Source organism: Pseudomonas fortuita, assembly GCF_026898135.2.
Lineage (GTDB): Bacteria > Pseudomonadota > Gammaproteobacteria > Pseudomonadales > Pseudomonadaceae > Aquipseudomonas > Aquipseudomonas fortuita.
Map to the genome: position 1 here is coordinate 743,861 of NZ_CP114035.2, position 21,872 is coordinate 765,732.

18 protein-coding genes are annotated in these 21,872 nt (G+C 60.6%); 9 read left to right on the forward strand and 9 right to left on the reverse strand.

Annotation, left to right across the window (positions count from 1 at the left end):
- Window positions 1-59: 59 nt before the first annotated feature.
- Window positions 60-1,214, forward strand: coding sequence for a Fic family protein (locus tag OZ911_RS03430; protein WP_023047451.1), 1,155 nt, complete (start codon window positions 60-62; stop codon window positions 1,212-1,214).
- Between the two features lie 815 nt (window positions 1,215-2,029).
- Here the strand turns inward: OZ911_RS03430 and OZ911_RS03435 are convergent.
- Window positions 2,030-2,986 (reverse strand): LysR family transcriptional regulator, encoded by a 957-nt coding sequence (locus tag OZ911_RS03435; protein WP_023047452.1) that lies wholly within the window; start codon window positions 2,984-2,986, stop codon window positions 2,030-2,032.
- A gap of 41 nt (window positions 2,987-3,027) precedes the next feature.
- On the opposite strand from OZ911_RS03435, the gene OZ911_RS03440 reads away from it, so the two are divergent.
- The 4 genes from OZ911_RS03440 to OZ911_RS03455 all read left to right on the forward strand — a co-directional run bounded on the left by OZ911_RS03440 (window position 3,028) and on the right by OZ911_RS03455 (window position 6,075).
- The gene (locus OZ911_RS03440) at window positions 3,028-3,459 is read left to right on the forward strand and encodes a GFA family protein (protein WP_016484804.1); all 432 of its coding nucleotides are present in this window, start codon (window positions 3,028-3,030) and stop codon (window positions 3,457-3,459) included.
- Between the two features lie 511 nt (window positions 3,460-3,970).
- On the forward strand, window positions 3,971-4,177 hold the full coding sequence (locus OZ911_RS03445; RefSeq protein WP_016484805.1) for a hypothetical protein: 207 nt from the start codon (window positions 3,971-3,973) through the stop codon (window positions 4,175-4,177).
- 673 nt (window positions 4,178-4,850) lie between these two features.
- Window positions 4,851-5,321, forward strand: coding sequence for a helix-turn-helix domain-containing protein (locus OZ911_RS03450; RefSeq protein ID WP_023047453.1), 471 nt, complete (start codon window positions 4,851-4,853; stop codon window positions 5,319-5,321).
- A gap of 526 nt (window positions 5,322-5,847) precedes the next feature.
- Complete coding sequence (locus OZ911_RS03455; protein ID WP_019471225.1) at window positions 5,848-6,075, forward strand: hypothetical protein; 228 nt, start codon at window positions 5,848-5,850, stop codon at window positions 6,073-6,075.
- A 541-nt stretch (window positions 6,076-6,616) separates the two neighbouring features.
- Here OZ911_RS03455 and OZ911_RS03460 read toward each other — a convergent pair.
- The gene (locus OZ911_RS03460) at window positions 6,617-7,210 is read right to left on the reverse strand and encodes a hypothetical protein (RefSeq protein WP_023047454.1); all 594 of its coding nucleotides are present in this window, start codon (window positions 7,208-7,210) and stop codon (window positions 6,617-6,619) included.
- A 235-nt stretch (window positions 7,211-7,445) separates the two neighbouring features.
- On the opposite strand from OZ911_RS03460, the gene OZ911_RS03465 reads away from it, so the two are divergent.
- Window positions 7,446-8,375: a malate dehydrogenase gene (locus OZ911_RS03465; RefSeq protein ID WP_031311834.1), complete on the forward strand. Its 930-nt coding sequence runs from the start codon at window positions 7,446-7,448 to the stop codon at window positions 8,373-8,375.
- A 51-nt stretch (window positions 8,376-8,426) separates the two neighbouring features.
- Here the strand turns inward: OZ911_RS03465 and OZ911_RS03470 are convergent, their stop codons facing one another.
- A complete protein-coding gene (locus tag OZ911_RS03470) occupies window positions 8,427-9,248 on the reverse strand; it encodes an amino acid ABC transporter permease (protein WP_023047456.1) in 822 nt (273 codons plus the stop codon).
- Window positions 9,245-10,066 (reverse strand): ABC transporter substrate-binding protein, encoded by an 822-nt coding sequence (locus OZ911_RS03475; RefSeq protein WP_023047457.1) that lies wholly within the window; start codon window positions 10,064-10,066, stop codon window positions 9,245-9,247. The genes OZ911_RS03470 and OZ911_RS03475 overlap by 4 nt, the downstream gene beginning before the upstream one ends.
- A 118-nt stretch (window positions 10,067-10,184) precedes the next feature.
- Between OZ911_RS03475 and OZ911_RS03480 the strand changes: the two genes are divergently transcribed.
- Window positions 10,185-11,069, forward strand: a complete 885-nt coding sequence (locus OZ911_RS03480) for a homocysteine S-methyltransferase family protein (protein ID WP_016484812.1) — start codon at window positions 10,185-10,187, stop codon at window positions 11,067-11,069.
- Window positions 11,070-11,233: 164 nt separating this feature from the next.
- Window positions 11,234-13,207: a BCCT family transporter gene (locus OZ911_RS03485; protein ID WP_023047458.1), complete on the forward strand. Its 1,974-nt coding sequence runs from the start codon at window positions 11,234-11,236 to the stop codon at window positions 13,205-13,207.
- 5 nt (window positions 13,208-13,212) lie between these two features.
- On the opposite strand, the gene OZ911_RS03490 is transcribed toward OZ911_RS03485, so the two are convergent.
- From OZ911_RS03490 to OZ911_RS03510, 5 genes are all read right to left on the reverse strand, one after another.
- Window positions 13,213-14,169, reverse strand: a complete 957-nt coding sequence (locus OZ911_RS03490; protein ID WP_023047459.1) for an arsenic resistance protein — start codon at window positions 14,167-14,169, stop codon at window positions 13,213-13,215.
- A gap of 101 nt (window positions 14,170-14,270) precedes the next feature.
- Window positions 14,271-14,837, reverse strand: coding sequence for a hypothetical protein (locus OZ911_RS03495; RefSeq protein ID WP_023047460.1), 567 nt, complete (start codon window positions 14,835-14,837; stop codon window positions 14,271-14,273).
- A gap of 120 nt (window positions 14,838-14,957) precedes the next feature.
- Window positions 14,958-15,551 (reverse strand): hypothetical protein, encoded by a 594-nt coding sequence (locus tag OZ911_RS03500; protein WP_016484816.1) that lies wholly within the window; start codon window positions 15,549-15,551, stop codon window positions 14,958-14,960.
- A 136-nt stretch (window positions 15,552-15,687) separates the two neighbouring features.
- Window positions 15,688-16,941 carry a serine hydroxymethyltransferase gene (gene glyA / locus OZ911_RS03505; protein ID WP_012270418.1) on the reverse strand — a complete coding sequence of 418 codons (1,254 nt, stop codon included), beginning with the start codon at window positions 16,939-16,941 and terminating at the stop codon, window positions 15,688-15,690.
- 284 nt (window positions 16,942-17,225) lie between these two features.
- Window positions 17,226-21,056 carry a sensor domain-containing protein gene (locus tag OZ911_RS03510; RefSeq protein ID WP_016484817.1) on the reverse strand — a complete coding sequence of 1,277 codons (3,831 nt, stop codon included), beginning with the start codon at window positions 21,054-21,056 and terminating at the stop codon, window positions 17,226-17,228.
- 216 nt (window positions 21,057-21,272) lie between these two features.
- Here OZ911_RS03510 and OZ911_RS03515 point away from each other — a divergent pair, with 216 nt between their 5' ends.
- Window positions 21,273-21,677, forward strand: coding sequence for a hypothetical protein (locus OZ911_RS03515; protein WP_016484818.1), 405 nt, complete (start codon window positions 21,273-21,275; stop codon window positions 21,675-21,677).
- Window positions 21,678-21,872: the final 195 nt, after the last annotated feature.

Genomic DNA, 21,872 nt, shown 5'->3' on the forward strand with positions numbered 1-21,872 from the left:
CGGGGTTAGAGCCGAATTTTTTCTAGATAATGATTTTGCCGTTTAGAGATAATTTTGAGATGCCCTCGTTTTCTCACCACGACCTGCAGCTACTGAACCCATCCTTCGACTCGCCGCTGGTTGACGTTCTGGCCGAGCTCGAATTTCTGCGCAGGCTGAGGCTGGAAGGGGACACCCCACCTCAGGTGTTCTTTCAGTTGAAGGCGCTGTTCCACACGCTGGAGAGCCTGGGCTCTGCTCGAATCGAGGGCAACCACACCACACTGGCCGACTACATCGACAGCAAGGTCGAAGGGAAGGCCGAGAGCACCGATCAGTTGCTGGAAATTGCCAACATCGAGAAGGCGATGGATTACATCGAAGAGGTGATCAAGCCCGGTGCAGACCTGACAGAGCATACGATCCGAGAATTGCACGCCATGACCGTACTGGGGTTACGGCGTGAAGGCGATAGAACGCCAGGCGCCTACCGGGAAGGGGCGGTCAGGATCGCCCAGGCGGAGCATGTGCCTCCGGACGGTGTGCTGGTGGCGCAGTACATGCAGGAGTTGGTCAGTTTCATCAATCGCGACGATTCCCCTAAATACGCGCTGATGAAGGTCGCCCTGGCGCACCACCGTTTCGGTTGGATTCACCCATTCGGCAATGGAAATGGGCGGGTGGTAAGGCTGCTGACCTATGCGCTGTTGATGAAGTACGGCTTCAACGTGAACACGGGTGGTCGGGTACTCAACCCCACAGCGGTGTTCTGCAATGACCGGGACAAGTACTACACCATGCTGGGGCTTGCCGATACTGGCACCACAGCAGGGCTGGAGGCATGGTGTACCTATGTGCTGCAGGGTATCCGCGACGAATTGGAGAAGGTGGACAAGCTCACCGACTATGGCTACCTCACGAAGTGCATTCTGCTGCCGGCGGTGAGTTTTGCACGCAGTCGGGAGTGGATTACCGCGACCGAGGAACAGATTCTGGTCAGCGTCATAAAGATGAAGGTCGTGAAATCGAGTGACATTGCTCAGGCACTCCCCGCGCTCACGGCTAACCAACGGACTTATCAGATCAAGAACCTGGTAGAGCAAGGCATGCTTCTGCCAATCAACCCAGGTTCGAGGCAATACACCCTTGGCTTTTCCAACAATTATCTGGTGCGTGGGGTCATCAAGGCACTGAGGGAGCAGGGGTTCATTCCAGAGCCACTCGACAGGCCTTGAATAATCGCAAGGTCGGCACTAATTCAGCTTGAATTTGTCTCATTTCGTGAACATTAAGGCCCGAATGTAAGCACGATGCTCGAATATCCCACGTCCTGTGTGTCGCGAAAGAGCCGCAAGGCGGCCCGGCAATTTCTTGTTCCACCGCTGAACTGTGCCCTGCAACACAGTTCCCTCTCTCCACGAAATCCTTTCAAGATACTTCGGAACAGCTTTACAAAGCATGCGCAGCCGGGCAGTCGAACAGGTATCGCTACCCGGAGCATTGCCCCGTACCTGTTTGAGCCAACTGTCTTGCTCAATTTCTAAAAGCTAGCGCGATCCCTGTGGGAGCGGGCAAGCCCGCGAATGGCTGCAAAGCAGCCCCAATTAAGCCAGAAAACGTTAACTGACTGGTGTTAGGGCTTGCCCGCGAACACGGCTGGAGACCGTGCCATGCACCGAGATACTGACCTGCCGTACGCACGTATAAAAACAGTGCCAATACAATTTTCGTCTGCGACCCTGTGGTACGAGCCCTGAAAGCCCCCGGCAATGATTTTTGGTGTACTCCCCAAGCCGTTAGCTGGCACGTTCACTACCCAGGTGATGAACGTACGCATTCAACAGCTATCCTATACCTCCTGCCTCAAGCAACATTTCCTGGCGATATGTTCAAACTCTCTCTATGTCAGCGGGCTCAACACGAACAGGGACGGCTGCTGTCCTCGACGGAGGGCAGCGCTGGGTCGACAGCAGCCGGTCGCGACCGACTGACCGCTTTCGACCCATTGCAGCCGTTTAGACCAAGCAGTGCATGCCACGGCCTACGCTGCTCACTGATCGGCCAAGCATAGATACTGATGCAACTGCTCTCCCAGAACCTCGAACGCCTGAGCGATCCTGTTAATTTTGCGCAGGTCGTTGTGCATTGCGATCCACACGTCTACCTCAAAGCCGAAATCGTGTGGCAGCACGTGTATGAGGTCGTGCGATTTTGCTATTTGCGTCGGGCAAAGTCCGAAGCCTAAGCCCGCTTTCAGAGCGGCCAGCTGAGCGAGGTGATGATCAGAGGCGATGGCGAAATGCTGGTCGGCATCGCACAGACCGGCTTCGACAAAACGACGCAAATCCGCTGAGCGTCTGTCCGGCCCGATCAGGGGCCGCTGGCGCAGCGACAGCAGGGAGGCTGGATTACCGTAGCGCTCCAGGCACCTGGCACTGGCATGGATGCCAATCCGCAAACTGCCGACACGCCGCACCGTGATATCAGCTTCGTTGGGCCGCATCAGCCGCACCGCAATATCCGATTGCAGCCTGGCGATGTCTTCAAGCGCGTCGCTTATGCTCAACTCAAGTTTGAGCCCGGCGTGTTCGTAATGGAAAGGGCGCAGCAGGCTAGGCAATACCTCGACGCCAAGCAACTCGCCACAGGTCAGCCGGACTGTACCGTGATCCATCGACGCTTCAGAGCTGGCCATGCGGTTGAAGGTTTGCGCAGCCAGATCCATGGCCTCCACATGCTCGATCAGGCGCTGCGCTCCGGCAGTAGGCGTCAGCCCTTGAGGTGTGCGGGTGAACAGACTCACACCGAGAGCGTGTTCAAGATGGTCAAGGCGCCGGCGCGCAGTGGCCTGGGCGATACCCAGCAACTTCGCCGCGCCGCTTAGGCTGCCAGAGCGCAACACGGCGAGAAATACACGCTGGCTTTCCCATTCAATACCGCTCATACATTCTTGGCCAACAGTTGCTCCTAAATTGATCTTCTGCTCGAGCCCGTGAATAGCGATCATTCGCCCACATATTTCCGGGCGTCATTGTAAGGAACCAACGCATGAGAATCACCGGTCAGTGCCGATGTGGGCAAGTCACCCTCGAGATCGTGGCGCAGCAATTGCCGCCGCTGTATGCCTGCCACTGTTTGAACTGCCAGCGCTGGAGCGGCAGTGCGTTTGGTCTGCACATGTTGAGCGCGGCTTCGGCTGTTCAGACGGTGGGCGAAACGGCGATCTTTGAGCATGAACACCAAGGTCAAACGTCTACCCAACATGCCTGCGGCACATGTCATACCCGGCTGTTCAACGAGACCACGGCAGCCCCCGGCATGCGTGTGGTACGCGCCGGCATCCTGGATGGCTCTGAACGTTTAAAGCCAGTTGCGCATATCTGGACACGACGCAAGCAGCCATGGCTGGTGCTGCCGGCGACTATCGCGCAATGGCAGGAGAGCCCGACGCCCGAAGCATTCGCCGCCGCACTAGGGTAATAGAGCTTGCTCCTTCATCAGTGAACGCGTGACTCGCCGCTTGGAAAACTCTCGGAGTTGACTACTTCCGCTTCGGGTCGATAGCTGCCATCCGCGAGAGGCGTCTGAGGCGGCTTTTATGCATCGGTGGCAAAGCCCTTTGGCGGCTCTGCATAATTCCACTAGGGCTTTTATCACGACGGTCTGCAACCTAGAGATTGCTTAAGGATAACTCTAGGGATAGAGATCCTTAATCTGAGGAATAATAGCTATTAAATTCAAAGACTTCCGTAAAAATACGATTCCTGTCTCCGGCACCAGTAAACCGTTTCCAGCAGTCTATGACTGTCTATGAGACGCACCACAAAGCCCGCCAGGCGCGGGCTTTGTGGTTTCTGTCTGGCGCGTTTTGCCTTTGGTATTCCGGCCTCGACAGCGAAGCCTGAGGCATCCAGGAAGGGACGACTCCCTGTCCCATTCAAGAAAAGGAAATCACCATGTCCACACCTCGCTGGAATGAGTGGGCGATGGAGTGACGGTAGTCATTCAGGCCATTGTTTATATCCCACTGCTTTACATCATCCTGGTGCCATGGCTTTGTCTGGCGCTGGTCAAGTTTGGAAGGAATCTGTTCTTCCCAGGTTTTTTCCCAGCGATGGCCTCGACAGGCTGGCTGGTTGCTTCTGGGCTTATGAGCCTGGTAGTGCTGTTTGTGGTGGTTCGTAGCTTGCTCCGCTGATACGCGCGGATGGCTCGGCAGGCAGTTGCACCACGATGAGCGGGCTTCAGCGCAATCGATCGCTCAGGCTGAGCTTGATCCACCCAGTACCAATACCAGATCAGTATGGAAAGCCTGGTTCCGAGCCCATGCTGATCTTGAACAGCTGATTGTCGGCTTCCCTCGAGCAACTGCCTTGCTCCAGATCTAAGAGCTTGCACGACTCATACTGTGTATCAATTGTATTGCCCAGACTCCGAAGGCCTGCACAATCACTGTGAGAGCGGGCTTGTACCGTGAACACGGGCGAAGCCCGTGCCATCCACCACCTGACCCAACGCAACTAAACATGGTCCTATAACCCAAAGGCCAAACCACAGGCAGCTCCTGCTCCCCAGGGTGCAGCAACTACCTCTAGCACTTTTCCGCGCGCTGTGAATCCATAATCGGCAGTGTGGTGCCGGTTTTACCCGTTCTGAAGCTGATAATCAGCAAAGTAATGCCGGTTTCTGTATCTTCTAGAACGCTTCACGCCGGCCCCTATTGGGCATCTGCGCATCAAGGAGTCGTTGGCAGGCCTTCAGCCAAGTCGGAACTAGGCTTTCGCGCAAGCTGAGGTCGTGGACAGGACGAACGAACTTCTTGAGTACGCCGTGAATAATCTGGATAAGCGACTCGTGGAGTGGGGACTGCGATGAAAAAACTACAGCCTGAAGAGCGCGCCCAGCTCGTAGAGGATATCGTCAAGCGCAACGCGGCGGGGCTCGATCCCATTGGGGCATCCATCCGCCGTCTGCGGCTCGAAGTCACCGGGCTTGACCAAGAGACCTTCGCGGCCATGTGCAAGATTTCCACGAAAAGCCTGTATGAATTGGAAAGCGGGAAGTCGAATCCGAAGCTCAGCACTTTGGATGCCGTGCTGCGCCTCTTTGGCGTGCGGATGGGTATGGTGATGACGGCTATAGATAAGCCCACTGCAACGCTCGTCGGCAACAATGCTGGCCAGTTGCAGGCGGGTGGGCCAATCGCTGTGGCCGCGCCGCTGGCTGGTTCCCACGTGGTGGCCGGACCGAAAAGAGGGAAAAGCCCTGCAGCGGTCAAAGCGAAGAAGGCAGTGTCGAGGCCGCCATCGCCACGGGCACGGAAAAGCAGTCAGGAAAAGTGAGATTGATGTGGGATGCAAATAAAGTCTCATCTCATTTTCCTATAAGGATTTGTCACCGACGCGAAGACAGCTGCTTCGGCGCCGTTCGTACATTATTCAGAGACTTTTCCTACAACTTCCATACTTGCCCCGCCAAGCAATGTGAGGCTAAATCTCTGCGTCACGGTAAATCCCGTGACCGGGCGTAGGAACCCGTTGGTAAACTTGGCGCATGCACTAGGCGCCCCTGCACCACAGCTGGCGCTTTTTTGTGTCTGCCGTGCTGTGTCATGGCGGCTGTGTGTGGGCAGGCTTCGGCCTGGCCGGGTTTCCAAGTTTCCCGGTATTCCTACCCCGCACACAGCTGCCACCCAATCCCGTAGGAAGGATCGTGGCAGCTCCAACCAAAACTTGGAGCCTCATGCATGCTTACCTCAAGTCCAAGCAGGACCCTCGCATTCGTTCTCCACCGTCGTGCTTCGACGGCCATCAGCTACTTCCCCCCCAGCCAATCCCACTCCGTCCCCGGTCATTCGGAGGTGCGGCCATGACTGACCAAGAGCGCCTCTCCACCATCCAAAGCTACGCCTGGACCCTCGAACTGCTAGGCGAGGCCCTGGTCCAGCACGATGAAATGCTGGAATGCGAACACAACCCGCAATTGAGCTTTCGCAACACGGCCGGTATCCATCAGGCGATTCGGATCATCAGCCGGTTGGCCAGTGAGCAGTGTGGGAAGGTGATGGAGCGGAACGGCCATGAGTTGGAGGGTTAGAGGAGGTCGTTGATGAGTGGGGGCCAGATGTGGGGGTTGCAGCTGGCTCCTCTGTTGAGGCCGATGGTGGGTTATTCCTGCCAGGGCGGGGTATGGGGCTGCTGCGCAGCCCATCGCAGGCAAGCCAGCTCCTACACGGACCGCATATGGCCTGGTGTGTGTGCGTTGCTTGTGGCGAGCAATTTTCTACGAAATACGCAGTACATTCGTACCCTCGAAAACTTGCGAAAACAGCCACCCAGCAATAAAGACCCTCAGTCGCCGAATCAGCGACGCGACCTTGGCCGGTCGGAATCGAAAGGCGCATCAGCCCCCAGTCTTCATCGCAGGCGCTTTTTTTGTGCGGTCATTAGCGACTTCAATGTCAGCCAATCCCGCTTCGTCTCCGTCCAATCGGAGGCCCGCCATGGAGCAGAGTGGTCAGGCCCCGGCTGGTCAGGGTGGGGCTTTGCTGTTTGGCGCTTCCCGCGCAGTGCGCCGCCGGCTAGCTGTTGAGCAGGGCAGTTGCTCGTACGCCCGGTGTTTGGTGCGCAGGTATAGATCAGTCTGCATTGAGCCAGTCGACTTCCCGCTCCTGAATGATCAACCTCAGGTCACCTTGATGTGCAGCGGGGTAACAAGCCAGGAATGCGCCGACCGGGTAGAGGTAATGAGATTCGACTGGGTGCCCGTCGGCGCTTGTAAGCTTGATATCACAATCAGGGCCTTCGCACTGCGTCAGGTCGAAAGGTTGACCGGTTTGGGCATCGACAATTTTCCATAGGGAAGGATCGCTGGCTTTTATGGGCTGGACATCTACCACGCCATTGGCATTGGTGAATACGCCTTCGCCCAGATGCTCGCCGCTGCGTAGGTAAAGCCGATAGCCGCCATCAAAATGGCGGAAATACAGCACCAGCGATTGCGCACTGGCACCCCTGTCAAAGGTAATCAGCCCGCTGTCCCTACCTAGGTGCCAGTCTTCGTCTGAGCAATTGAACATGCCAATGGCACGGCCGCCATCCATGACAGGATTCAAATTGTTGATGGGACTGCTGAGAATAATTGGCCCTGTGCACATGCTGTCCAGGGTATTCAGGGGGCAGCCGGCAATTTGCAGGGTTGCGGTGAAAGAAAGTTTCTTGTGATCGGTCATGGTGCGTTTCCGGTTGGTGAGCAAGACGGACAGGCTAAGCTGACCTGAATGGCACACCCATCCGGAACTGGTTCCGCGCAGCGGCGGGAGCCGGGCTCTACTCGCGCATCGTGTGGGGCGCTGCTTCATGGATTAAGCCAGGCATCACCTTGGGTGGTCTTTTCGCTTCAGCGGTCAATACTTCCCTGTATACGCAGGCGTGTTCCTGGTGGCGCGCGCCGCTGGGAGGTGTCAGGTGAACAAGCTAACAATCGTGGGTGCCGGCCTGGTCGGCGAGGCGGCGGCGCAGATCATCGCCCGGGATGAGTTGTGCCGTGAACTGGTGTTGATGGATGTACAGGGCGAGCTGGCGCAGGGCAAGGCGCTGGATGTGTGGCAGGCCGCTGTGGAGTCTGGTTCCGATACCCGGGTCTACGGTGGTGCCCAAGCCGAAATGCTCGACGGTTCCGAGCTGGTGGTGATTACCGCAGGCGTGCCGCGCAAGCCCGGGCAGTCGCGCCAGGATGTGCTGAGTATCAACCTGCCCATTCTCGATAGCATCATGGCCGACATCCAACACCATGCGCCGACAGCCACGGTGCTGGTGGTGTCCAACCCGGTCGATGTGCTGACTTATCGGGCCTGGAGCCTCAGCGGCCTTGGGCGCGCCAAGGTATTTGGCCAGGCAGGGGTGCTGGATACCGCGCGCATGAAGTGCTTCATTGCCGAGCAGACCGGGTTTTCCGCTCGGGATATCACGGCGCTGGTGCTCGGCGGGCATGGCGACAGCATGGTGCCGCTGATGCGCTACTGCCAGATCGGCTCGGTGCCGCTGTCGCACTTCCTGTCCGATGACCAGATAGAGCGGATCGTGGAGCGCACGCGCAAGGGCGGCGGCGAGATTCTGGGCTTGAAGAAGCTGGGCAGCGCCTGCGATGCGCCGGGCGTGGCCATTGCGCAGATGGTGGATGCCATCGCCAATGGGCGAAACCGTATCTTGCCGGCTGTGGCGATTCTGGAGGGCGAGTACGGACGCACGGATATTGCCATGGGTGTGCCCTGTGTACTGTCAGACCAAGGGCTGGCGCGGGTGATCGAGTTGCCACTGGATGCGCAGGAACAGGCGATGTTCGACCATTCTGCGGATCAGGTGGCGCGGGATATTGCCGAGATGAAGACGCTTTGAGCGATGGCCGTGAGGGGCTGCCTGGCAGCCCCTGCGCGGCAAACGCTGGCGCTACCGCTGGTAAGCCTTGCCGAAATGCCGCTCCAGCCGTGCCTGCACCAGCTCCAGCAGGATCGACAGCACCCAGTAGATCACCGCCGCCGTGGTCAGCATCTCCAGGTAACGATAGCTCGACCGCCCGTAGGATTGCGCAAGGAACATGACCTCCCACACGCCCATCACCGAAATCAGCGAGGAGTCCTTGAGCATCGAGATGAACTGGTTGGCCGTGGGCGGAATGATCACCCGCATGGCCTGGGGCAGGATGACGTGGCAGAAGATCTGCCGCGTGCGCATGCCCAGGGCCAGCGCCGCTTCACGTTGCCCGCGCGCGACCCCGAGGATACCGGCACGGAAGATCTCGCTCAGGTAGGCCCCATAGTTCAGCGACAACGCGATGATGCCGGCACTGATGGCGCCCGGTACCAGGCCCAGTTGCGGGAGGCCCAGGTAGATCAGCAAGATCTGGATCAGCAGCGGTGTGCCGCGGAAGAACGAGGTGTAGAAGCTGGCAACACCCACCAGCACGGCGCTGTTCGACAACCGCGCCAGCGCGGCGGCAAAGCCCAGCAGCACCGAGACCACCATTGAGCACAGGCACAGGAACAAGGTGAGCGCCGCGCCCTGGAGAAAGCCGTTAGGCCCCAGCTTGAAGCCGGCGAGGTTCGGAAACTTCTCCAGAATGATCGAGAACTTCAGGTCAAAGCTGAGGAAAAACGCCACAAACAGGCCGAACAGCGCCAGCCAGGTCAGCAGTAACCGGGTACGGAAGCTGAACAGGCCGGCGCCCGCCGGCTTGACCACGGGCTTGGGGGAGGGGGGGAAGCTGCTCATTTGCTGATATCGGCGCCAATCCATTTTTGCGACAGCTTGGCCAGGGTGCCATCAGCCTTCAGCTCGGCAAATACCTGGCGCACCTTGGCGTCCCACTCAGGGTCGCCTTTTTCGATGGCTACCGAGTTCGGCTCCTCATACAGCGGTGCGCCGGCCAGCTTGAAGCGCTTGTCCTGGCTCAGGCGCGGCTGCGCGGTCACCAGGTTGGTGAGGATGGCATCCAGGCGCACCCCAGCCCCCAGGCCCAGGTCCTGGAAGGCGACGTTGTCGGTGTCGTAGGGCGCTATCTGCACGAAGTCGAAGGGGTATTCGAGCTTCTTGTCTTCGTCGCCTTCAATGACCAGATTTTTGTTCAGGTAGCTCTCGTAGCTCGATGCACTGGTCAGGCCCACCTTGCGGCCCTCCAGGTCCTTGGCGCCATGGATGCGCTCATCCTTGGCATTGACCACGATCACCGCCGGTGAGGCGTAGTACTCCACCGGGAAGTCGAACACTTCGGCGCGGGCCTTGCTCGGGGTCATCGAGCAGATGCAGATGTCGTAGCGGCCGCTCCAGCGGCCAGCGGCGATCACGTCCCAGGACGGGGTTTCCAGGCGCAGCTTGACGCCCAGCTTGTCAGCCACGGCCTTGGCCACGTCCACATCGAAACCGTCCAGCTGGTTCTGGTCGTTGAGGAAGGAGAACGGCGGGTAGCTTTCCATCAGCACGTTGACCAGTTCCTTGCGCGATTCAACCCGCTCCAGCGTGGCGCCAGCAAAGGCCTGGGAAGCAGTGGCGAGCAGCACGAGGCCCGCACCGAGCACGGTAGAAAATCGCATGTACATACCTGATATGTTGGGCAAAGGAGTGATAGGGTATTTAATAGTTATAAACGTTCATGAACTAATGAATTTTATTCATAAGAACCTGCAGAGAAGTTATATGAAACAGCGAGCGATGGTCATTCTCGACGGCGGCATGGGCCGTGAACTGCAGCGCAGTGGGGCGCCATTCCGCCAGCCCGAATGGTCGGCACTGGCGCTGAGCGAGGCGCCGGAGGCGGTGGTTGGCGTGCACGCAGCGTTTATCGCCGCCGGTGCACAAGTCATCACCAGCAACAGTTATGCGGTAGTGCCCTTCCACATCGGCGAGGAGCGCTTTGCCAAGGAAGGGCAGCAACTGGCCAATATCGCCGGCCAGCTCGCGCGGCATGCGGCCGATACCGGCGCGCACCCGGTAAGGGTGGCAGGTTCCTTGCCACCGCTTTTCGGTTCTTACCGCCCGGACCTGTTCCAGCCTGAGCGCGTGGCCGAGGTATTGCTCCCCCTGCTCCAAGGCCTGGCCCCTCATGTGGACTTGTGGCTGGCAGAAACCCAAAGCTCGATTGCCGAAGTGCGGGCCATTCATCAGCACCTGCCTGAAGACGGCCGGCCGTTCTGGGTGTCGTTCACCTTGCAGGATGAAGAGGTGGACGCTGTGCCTCGGCTGCGCTCCGGCGAGCCGGTAGCCGATGCCATCGAGGCCGTGATCGGCCTGGGTGCTGCGGCGGTGCTGTTCAACTGCAGCCAGCCGGAAGTGATTGGTGCTGCAATCGATGTCGCCCGCGAGCTCACCCAGCAGCACAACGCCGACATCGCAATCGGTGCCTATGCCAACGCCTTCCCGCCACAGCCCAAGGAAGCCACCGCCAACGATGGCCTGGATGAGCTGCGCGAAGACCTCGATCCACCTGGTTACCTGGCCTGGGCCACCGACTGGCGTGAGCGCGGCGCCAGTCTGGTAGGCGGCTGCTGTGGTATCGGCCCGGAGCACATTGCCGAGCTCAAACGTAACCTGGGCTGATGTTTCAGCGCGGGGCTGGCAGGAAAGCGCAGCGGTAATTTTTGGGAAATGCCTGAACTGACGCTAAGGTTTGGGCATCTCTCATTCACCACGCGGCGAGGGTGGTCGAGTCTTGACCGCTCTCACCTGATGCGCAGCGCTGAACACCAGGAGTCATACTGCCTATGAATGCAGAGCAAAAACGCAGGAGCACCATCAACCCTCCCGTTTTCTTTACCAGTGCCATTCTGGTGCTGCTGTTGGTGCTGTACGCCACGGTTTTCCAGGAGCACGCTCAGCGTGTGTTCGAAGACGTGCAGCAATGGATCATCACCAACGCCAGCTGGTTCTACATCCTTACCGTGGCATTGGTACTGATCAGCGTGGTGTTCCTGGCGGTCAGCCGCTACGGCGATATCAAGCTGGGCCCGGACCACAGCGAGCCGGACTACCCCAACAAGAGCTGGTTCGCCATGCTGTTCTCGGCAGGCATGGGTATCGGCCTGATGTTCTTCGGCGTAGCCGAGCCTGTGATGCATTTCATCAACCCCCCGGTCGGTGAGCCAAATACCATCGCGGCAGCACGTGAAGCCATGAACATCACGTTCTTCCACTGGGGCCTGCATGCCTGGGCCATCTACGCCATCGTCGCGCTGATCCTGGCTTACTTCAGTTTCCGCAACGGGCTGCCATTGACGCTGCGTTCGGCGCTGTATCCTTTGATTGGCGAGCGCATCTACGGCCCGATCGGGCATGCTGTGGATATCTTTGCCATTCTGGGGACGGTATTTGGCGTGGCCACTTCGCTTGGCTACGGCGTGCTGCAGATCAACAGCGGCCTGCACCAGCTGTTCGGTTTGCCCGTCAGCACCACTGTGCAAGTCGTTCTCATCGCCGCCACCTGTGCCCTTGCCACGCTGTCGGTGGCCAGCGGGCTGGATAAAGGCATTCGCATTCTCTCCGAGCTCAACCTTGGCCTGGCAGTGATATTGATGCTGTTCGTGCTGGTCGTTGGCCCGACCGTGTTCCTGCTGCAGGCCTATGTTCAGAACACCGGCGCGTACCTGTCCGATATCGTCAACAAGACATTCAACCTGTTCGCCTACGAACCCACCGACTGGATCGGTGGCTGGACCCTGCTGTACTGGGGCTGGTGGCTGTCCTGGTCGCCTTTCGTAGGGCTGTTTATCGCGCGTATTTCCCGTGGTCGCACCATTCGCGAATTCGTCTGCGGCGTGTTGTTCGTACCGGCAGGTTTTACCCTGCTGTGGATGACTGTGTTCGGCGACACCGCCATTCACATGATCCTGCACGGGGGCGTGAGGGAGCTGGCGGCGGTTGTCGATCAGGACAGTTCGCTTGCGTTATTCGCGTTTCTCGAACACTTCCCGTGGTCGACAACGGTATCGTTAGTGGCGGTGCTGATGGTGGTGGTGTTCTTTGTCACCTCCGCGGACTCCGGGGCGCTGGTGGTAGACATGCTTGCCTCCTCGGGCAAAGGCCAATCGCCGCTGTGGCAGCGGGTGTTCTGGTCGGTGACCATGGGCGCAGTTGCCATTGCCTTGTTGCTGGCCAACGGCCTGAAAGCGCTGCAGGCAGCCACCATCGCCAGTGCCTTGCCATTCGCGGTCATCCTGCTGGTGGCGATCTGGGGCCTGTTCAAGGCCTTGGGCCTGGATGCCACCCGTCGTGGCCTGCGCACCCAGTCGCTGCCAGGCCAGCGCCAGCACCGGCAGAATCACGGTGGCTGGCAACGGCGCCTGCGCAACATCGCCATGATGCCGCGCAGGGCCCACGTTACCCGCTTTATCAATGATGTGGTCAAGCCCGCCTGCGACGAAGTGGCCCAGGAGCTGCGCAAGCAAGGTTACGAGGTTACGGTTGAGGAACGCGACGATGGCCGGGTCGCGCTCGAGCTTTCCCACGCGGGCGAGGGCCGCTTCAAATATGAAGTTCGGCCGCGTGCGTACAATACCCCCAGCTTCGTCCTTCGCGAATCTGACGATAACAACGATGCTCGCAAGTATTTCCGCGCCGAGGTGTATCTGCGTGAGGGCGGGCAGGACTACGACGTGATGGGCTGGAGCCGCGAAGATGTGATTGGCGACATCCTGGACCAGTACGAGCGCCACCTGCACTACCTGCACGTGGTCAGTTGAGCCCCTTACGTGCGGGTCAGGCGAGGTATGGCCCGCACGTAACCCAGCTCGCACACCAGCTCCACCAGCGTCTGCGTGATCACGGCAGCTGCTGCCAGGGTGCGCAAATGCTCGGGCAAGGCCAGTGCCAGCGGCAACACCACCAGCGAATTGCGGGTCGATGCGCTGAACATCACCGAACGCGCCTCGGTGGCTGGCAGGCGCAGCAGACGGGCCGAAACGAACCCGAGCGCTGGCGCCAGCAGCATGAAACCGATGTACACCGGGATCACCGGCAGCAAGCGGTCGAAATCACGTAGCACCACGGCAATTTGCGAAGCGATCACAACCATCAGTACCAAGGCCATCGCCGGTACGGGTAACCACGCCCAGGCGTCATTCCAGGTTGCGACTTTACGCGAGTGGCGGGCACCGGCGCTGGTCAGCACCGCAAGGGCCATTGGCATCACGATCAGTAGCACGAAGGCTTCCACGAACGGGGTGATGGAGATGGCCACCTGGCTGCTGTCGCCCAGCATCAATGCCAGATACACCGGCAGCAGCACCAGTTGCACCAGCAGCAGCACGGGGGTGGCGGCCAAAGTCAGGCGCGAGTCGCCTTCGCCGATGTGGGTGAACACCACCACGTAGTCGATGCAGGGTGTGAGCAGTACCAGCAGGGCGCCGATGAGCAACGCCGGGTGTTCGACCAGCCCGCGGGTGATGCCCCAGACCAGTAGCGGCACGAGGATGAAGTTGGCGACCAGCAGGGCAGCGATGAACCGGCGGTTGCCCAGGCCCTGGCGCAGGTCGAGAAAAGGGATCTGCAGGAACATTGCGTACATCAGCACGGCGATGGCGGGGGTGACCAGTGCCTCCAGGTGGCGGGCGCTGTCACTGGCCAGCAAGCCGAAGGCGATGGCGGCAAACACTGCGGCGAAGTAGATCAGGGTCTGATGGGTTTCGAGTTGTTCTCTGGTCAAGAGGAGGCCTGTGCTCAAAAGCTAAAGAGCACAGGGTAATCGTTGGCGGCATTGGGTGCTCGCCTGAATCATTGCTCTTGCGGCCTTGGCCCCCCAGCTACCTATATCTCATCCGGGTCGCTCAACCATGCGGCGTTACGCTCCAGAATGTTGAGGGTCAGGCGCATCCTCTCATCGCGCTTGGCAAATACATAGGTGTGCGCAGCGTCGAAACGCTTGTGGCGATGCAGGCACATACCGGAGGCACGCTCACGTAACACGCAGTGGAAGGCGTTCACAGGAATGTCCGAGAGTATCAGCGCGCCGTTAGGGCCGAGCAGCTCGAAGCAGGCGGGGGCGAGAGTTTGGGTTGGGTAGGCACCGATTTCCCCATGCCTGCCTCGGCTGATGCCTTTGCCGAAATGGTTGCCAGGCGTTCTTACATACAAGTAGTAACCTTCTTCGGAGTGGCGAAAGTACAGCGTCGGAGGGGGCGGCGCGTTTTCAACGGGCAGGTGGCCTAACAGGTGCGAGTCATCCCGCTCGCTGAACCTGCCACTGAAAACACCACCACCGCTACCTGCGAGCAGGATTCTGGCTGGCTGCCCCAGCAGCACATCCAGGAAGTTCAGGTGCGCACCTGGGGCACTGAGCTGGGCGATGAATGATTGTTGCCGGTGGCTATACATGGTGATGACCCTTGCTGTGGAAAGAGGCGATCTTAAGAGTCGCCTCCCACACCGCCGCAGCGGGTGATCGTTCCCTGATGCGAAAGCCCCGGCACTGTTTGCGCATGTGGGGCAAGCGACTCAGCGCCGCGCCCAGTCCACTCCGCGCTCGGTAATGTTCAGCCGTAAGCTGGTGGCAGGCTTGGAACGCAGGGTGATCAGATAGCCCCCTTCGCCATTGGCAATCAAATGGGTGGCCAAGCTTTGCCCGGACGCAGCGCACGCCAGGTTGATGATGGAAAAGTCGACAGCCATGCCTGCAAGGTCGAGGGGGTGCTGGGTGTGGGGATTGCGCATCTGCCACGGGGTCGGGTCGCTGCCCTCAATAGGGCTGACCATGGCAACGCCATATTTGCTTTTGAACACGCCTTGGCCGTCATGCTCGCCGCCCCTGATGTACAGGCGGTAGCCTTCAGGGGTGTGACGGAAGTAGAACAGCACGGGCGCCACGTCGCCTGTGACGTGAAAATCGACATGCCCTGCTTCTCGGGCATCGTCCCAAGCGTCATCGGGTGTGCTAAGCACGCCCAGTGCATGGGTCACGTCCATCAACCCCAGGTTAGTGTCGGGGTGGGCAACCCTGATGGTGCCTTCGGTGGCTTCGCTCAGGATGGTCAGAGGGTGACCGTTGACTAACAAGGTAGCGGTGAAGGACAGCGCTTGATGATCGGCCATTGCGGGCTCCAGATGGGCGTAGTAAGGAGACCGCAGGCTAGGGCAGCCTCAGCGGGATGCCCATTTGGCCCTGTTTCCGATAGACATGAAAAAGCCCGGCACAGAGGCCGGGCTTTTCACATCAGGCTAATGCCAATCAGTTGCCGTATACCGGCAGCTTCTTGCAGATGGCCTTGACCTTCTCACGTACGGCGTCGATCACCGCTTCGTTGTTCAGGTCAGCCAGGATGTCGCAGATCCAGCCAGCCAGTTCCTTGCACTCGGCTTCCTTGAAACCACGGGTAGTGACGGCTGGGGTGCCGAAACGCAGGCCCGAGGTGACGAACGGCGAACGTGGGTCGTTCGGTACCGAGTTCTTGTTGACGGTGATGAAGGCTTTGCCCAAGGCGGCGTCAGCGTCCTTGCCGGAGATTTCCTGCTTGATCAGCGACAGCAGGAACAGGTGGTTCTGGGTGCCACCGGACACCACGTCGAAACCACGCTCGATGAACACGCTGGCCATGGCCTGGGCGTTTTTCACGACCTGTTGCTGGTAAGCCTTGAACTCAGGCTGCAGGGCTTCCTTGAAGCAGATGGCCTTGGCGGCGATCACGTGCTCCAGCGGGCCGCCTTGGGCGCCCGGGAATACAGCCGAGTTCAGCTTCTTCTCGATGTCGGCGTTGGCACGGGCCAGGATCAGGCCGCCACGTGGACCGCGCAGGGTCTTGTGGGTGGTGGTGGTGACCACGTCGGCGAACGGAACAGGGTTCGGGTACACGCCAGCGGCAACCAGGCCGGCAACGTGGGCCATGTCGACGAACAGGTAGGCACCGACCTTGTCGGCGATGGCGCGGAAGCGGGCGAAGTCCAGAACCTGCGAGTAGGCCGAGAAGCCGGCAACGATCATTTTCGGCTTGTGCTCGACCGCCAGGCGCTCGACTTCGTCGTAGTCGATCAGCCCGTTGCCGTCGATGCCGTACTGGATGGCGTTGTACAGCTTGCCCGACGAGCTTACCGAAGCACCGTGGGTCAGGTGGCCACCGTGGGCCAGGCTCATGCCCAGAATGGTGTCACCGGCCGACAGCAGGGCCAGGTAGACAGCTGCGTTGGCCTGGGAACCAGCGTGCGGCTGGACGTTGGCGTAATCGGCGCCGAACAGTTCCTTGGCACGGTCGATGGCCAGTTGCTCGACGATGTCGACGTACTCGCAACCACCGTAGTAACGCTTGCCTGGGTAGCCTTCGGCGTACTTGTTGGTCAGGACCGAGCCCTGAGCTTCCATGACTGCCGGGCTGGTGTAGTTTTCCGAAGCGATCAGCTCGATATGCTCTTCCTGGCGCAGGGCTTCTTGCTGCATGGCTTCGAAGAGCTCGGCGTCGTACTTGGCAATGGTCAAATCACGGCTGAACATGGCGGTCCTCAAGGATCGGGGTAGTTTGGGGGGGCATTCTAACCGATTGATTCGCGGCTGGCATATGAAGTGGCATCAAGTCGCGGACCAATGGGGCTCATGTTGCATCCCGCGCCGTGTCTGGGCTGGGCGGGCGTCCGAGTTGACTTTCAGGTCCGTTTTTTGGGGCGCATATGGCCCCATCGCCGGCAAGCCGGCCCCCACAGGATTTGCGCTGGCCTTGAGGCTGATGCATCACTTGTGGGCGCTGGCTTGCCGGCGATGAGGCCAGTGCAGGTACCGCATCAATGGAACATGAACAGCGTTTCGTTGGAGAACTGCGCCTCGAACTGGTGTGCCGGCATCGGTCGGCCGAACAGGTAGCCCTGCACTTCGTCGCAGCCATGTTCGCGCAGGAACTCCAGCTGCTCGTGGGTTTCCACGCCCTCGGCGATTACCGCCAGGTTGAGGCTGTGGGCCATGGCGATGATCGCCCGGGCAATCTGCGCGTCCTGCTCGCCCTCGGGCAGGCCGTCGACGAAGGTGCGGTCGATCTTGAGCACGTCGATGGGGAACTGCTTGAGGTAGTTGAGCGATGAGTAGCCGGTGCCGAAGTCGTCCACCGCAATGCTCAGGCCCAGGTTTTTCAGGCTGGCAAGAATCTGCAGCGCCTCGCTCACCTCGCGCATCAGAATGCTTTCGGTCAGCTCCAGCTCCAGGCAGGCCGGCGGCAGGCCGCTTTCTTCAAGAATGTTGGCAATCCGCGTGCCCAGCTGGCCGTCGGAGAACTGCCGCGCCGAAATGTTCACCGACACTTTCGGCACCCGCACCTTGGCCTTGTGCCAGGCCTTGAGTTGGCGGCTAGCCTCGCGCAGGACCCAGTCGCCCACGTCCACGACCAGGCCCAGTTCCTCGATCACCGGGATAAAGTCGCCTGGCGGTACCAGGCCACGGGTTGGGTGGCGCCAGCGCAGCAGTGCTTCAGCACCGGTCAGGCGTTTGCCGTCGCCACTGAACTGCGGCTGGTAGTAGAGGATGAATTCGTTCTGCTCCATAGCGTGGCGCAGGTCGCTTTCCAGCTCCAGCCGCTCCAGGGCGCTGGCGTTCATCTCGGCCTGGTAGAACTGGAAGTTGTTCTTGCCGCGTTCCTTGGCGTGGTACATGGCGGTGTCGGCGTTTTTCATCAGCTGGCTCAGCTCGCTGCCATCCTGCGGGCTGAGGGCGATGCCGATACTGGCAGTGACGAAGAACTCGCGGTTTTCCAGCACGAATGGCCGCACCAGGCTGCCGAGGATGTTCTCGGCCACGTGGATGGCGCGGTTCAGTGCCAGCTCGCGGCTGGGGCGCGGTTGCAGCAACAGGGTAAATTCGTCGCCGCCCATGCGCGCCACAGTGTCGTCGTCATCCACGCAGGCCAGCAGGCGCAGGGCCATGTCCTTGAGCATGCGATCGCCCGCGGCATGGCCGAGGGAGTCGTTGATCGGCTTGAAACGGTCCAGGTCGAGGAACATCAGTACCACCCAGGCCTTCTGCCGCTCCGCCTGCTGCAGGGCGTTGTACAGGCGGTCCTGGAACAGGGTGCGGTTGGGCAGGTGGGTGAGGGCGTCGTAGTAGGCCAGGCGGTGAATGCGCTGTTCGCTGGCCTTGCGCTCGCTGATGTCGGTGAAGAAGCACACGTAGCTGGCCAGGTCGCCCTCGTCGTCCAGTACCGCAGTAATGCCGACCCATGCCGGGTAGTGGTCGCCGTCACGGCGCTTGAGCCACACCTCGCCCTCCCAGCTGCCGCGCTGGTGCAGTTGCTTGACCACATAGCGCAGGTGCCCTTCCTGCTGTTCGTCGACGGTGAGCATGCCCGGTAACTGGTCGAGCACTTCACTGACGGCATAACCACTGACGCGGCTGAACGCCTCGTTGGCCTGCACGATATAGCCGGCCGGGTCGGTGATGAGGATGGCCGAAGTGGAATGCTCGAATACCGTTGCGGCCATGCGCAGGTCTTTTTCGGCACGCCGTTGCTGGCTGATGTCACGGCCCACCCCAAGCACGCCTTCGAAGCGCTGGTCATCGTCCCACACCAGCACCAGGCGCAGTTCGATGGGGATCTTGCGACCATCGCCGCGCAGGCAGTCGAACACGAACAGCTGGGTCGGCAGCTGGCTGCGCAGCTGGGCCAGTTGAACCGGGTCGCCCATGGCCTTGCTCACGCGTTCCATCAGGCTGTAGATGCCGGTGAGCTGGGCCGGGTTGGCGACGATCGACTGCCAGCCGTTGGCGAAAATCCAGTCAGCCCGGTAGCCCAGCACGCTCTGCACCGAAGGGCTGACATAGTTGAGCCTGAGCAGGCTGTCGGTGGAGAAGATCACGTCGCTGATGCTTTCGGCGAGCATCCGGTAGCGCTGTTCGCTGTCGCGCAGCGACTGGCTGGCCTCGATCTGCACGGTCACGTCCTTGCCCACGCCGATGATGCGCGTTACCAGGCCTTCGGCATCACGGGTCAGCACCTGCTCGCGGATGTCATAGCAGCGCCAGCCGCCATCATGGTGGCGGAAGCGCAACTGGCAGTGCAGCGGTTGGTCATGGCCGCTGTCACGCTGTTGCTGGCGCAAGGCCTGATAGTGCGCGGCGTCTTCGGGGTGCAGCAGCAACTCCCAGAAGCGGTCGCCCATTTGCGCAAGCTCGGTACGGTCGTAACCCAGGGTCTGGCCAAGGTGGCGATTGCTGAAGATCATCCGCTGGCTGTGCACGTCCTGCACGTACAACTGGTCGGGGACGGTGCGCACCACATCCGACCAGAAGCTTTCACGCTCCAGCAGCGACAGTTCCACCTGCTTGCGGCTGGTGATGTCGCTGATGCTGAGAATGACCGCCTGGTAGTCGCGGCGCTGCTGCGGCAGGCGTGCCATCAGCCACAGATGCAACTCGCCGCCCAGCGGCGCCGGCAGGCGTACTTCCAGCTCCAGCAGCGGGCGTTGTTCGATCAGCGCGTCGATCAGTTGCATGCCGATGCTGTCGCGGCCATCGCCAGTGCCGTCGATCAGCCGCTGCCAGGCTCCTGCGTGGCAGTCGATGTTCAGCAGCTGGCGCGCGACCTGGTTGACCTCGGTGATTTTCAGTTCCAGCAGCAGCGAGCGACGCAGGTTTGGGTCCAGCGCCAGGCTGTGCTTGAGCGCGGCGCGGTTGCGCAGATGGTAGCGGTCGAGCTGGCCAGGCAGGCTGGACAGATCGAGCACACACAAGGCCACGCCGGTGCCTTCGAAAATTTCCTGGTAACGCCGGCGGTCCTCCTGCAGCGCGCGCTGGCGGCGGCGCATGTTGATCAGGGCCAGCACCGGCAGCAGGGCGCAGAACAGCACCAGCAGGCACTTGCCGATCAGTGCAGGCAGCAGTTTCTGCTGGGTCAGTTGCGCGTCGAACAGGCCGCGCAGTTGCCAGGTGCTGTTGTCTATAAAGGCCAGCATCACGCTCTGCAGCGGCTCGCTGCCGGTGTCGGTTGGCGCGTGGCGCTGCAGTACCTCGCCGCTGCGGCTGTTTTCCAGCAGCCACAGGGGGTGGCCGGCGCCATCAAGGTGGGTGGTGAGGGTGCTGTAATAGTCTGGCGACAGGCGCAGCAGCCAGTAGCCACGGTCCTGCTCGGGGGACTGGCGCAGCAGCAGATAGAGGGTACGGTTGTCGGCTGAATTGGTGAAGAAGTACGGGCGGCCCAGGTTCAGCGTGAGCAACTCGCCGAGCAACTGGCGGTCGGGGCTGCCGGGCAGGCTGTCGGCGCGCAGTTGCCCTGCGTTGTCCAGCCAGGCCACGCTCTGCAGCGCAGGCAGGCGCTCGCGCAGGGTATGCAGAAGGCTCGGCAGGGCGGCAGGCTGCGGCGCATTTACGTAAGGCTGCAGCACATTCACCGCCTGCTGCGCCTTGAACGCCATGTTCAGGCTCAGGTGGTCGGCCAGTTCTGCAGTGGCATCCAGGCTTTGTTTGCGCAGGTCGGCCTGGGTGTGGTTGAACTGGGCGAAAAGCTGCCACAGCAGCAGGCCCAGCAGGATCAGGGCAAGCATCGCCAGCGCACCCTTGACCGACCCGCGCAGGGTAGCGGCGGGCGCCTGTGGCGCGGTACGCAATGTCGACGGATGAGTAAGGTTGGTCAAGCGTTGATCCTGCGATTGGGCTGGCGATGGCAGGGAAGGATCATGCACGGTGGCGCACTATAAGCCGGACACCCGAAACCGGCTAGCATGCCTAGGATTATGGCAAAGTGCCAGCCATGTTGACCGATGGTGCCTGCCCGGTGGTTCGGCAAGCCCCTGCAACCTGTGCGAGAATAGCCGCCGCTTCACATGACAACGCATCGGAGATGTTCGGTTTTGGTTACTCACTTTTCCTCCAATGGCCTCGATTCCGCCTGCGGGCGCAGCAGTCAGACCCTTGTCAGCACTGCCGTGACCGAGGACGTATCCTGCAAGTCTTGCCAGCGCTCGCTGGTCAAACCTGACGCTGGCGCCAGCGCCAAGAGCAAAGCGCCATCGCTGGCTGAACTGCGCAAGACCGCCAAAGCGGCAGCAGCGCCAGCGCCGGCAGTGGCTACGGCCAAGGCTGCTGCCAAGGTGGTCGGCACTGCGCCTGCGGCTGCCAGGCCGGCTCATGTGGCCGAGCAGCAACCTGCCCGCAGCGGCGGCTTCAGCGTGAAGTCCGCCTGGGCCGCGCGCCTGGCCGAGCAGGGCGACCGTTGCCGGTTGCCGCGGGGCAAGGCCAAACAGCGCCACGTCTGAGCCATCTCGGCTGCTGTGCCGGCCTCTTCGCGGCTAAAGCCGCTCCCACAGGGGTATCACTGCCTTCAAGGGCAATGCAGTACCTGTGGGAGCGTCTTTAGCCGCGAAGAGGCCGGCAAAGCCAACAAATGCCCCCCAGGGACAACACCGATCCCACCCCACCCACGGCCCCTCCTATGCAACGCCGCGCGTTGG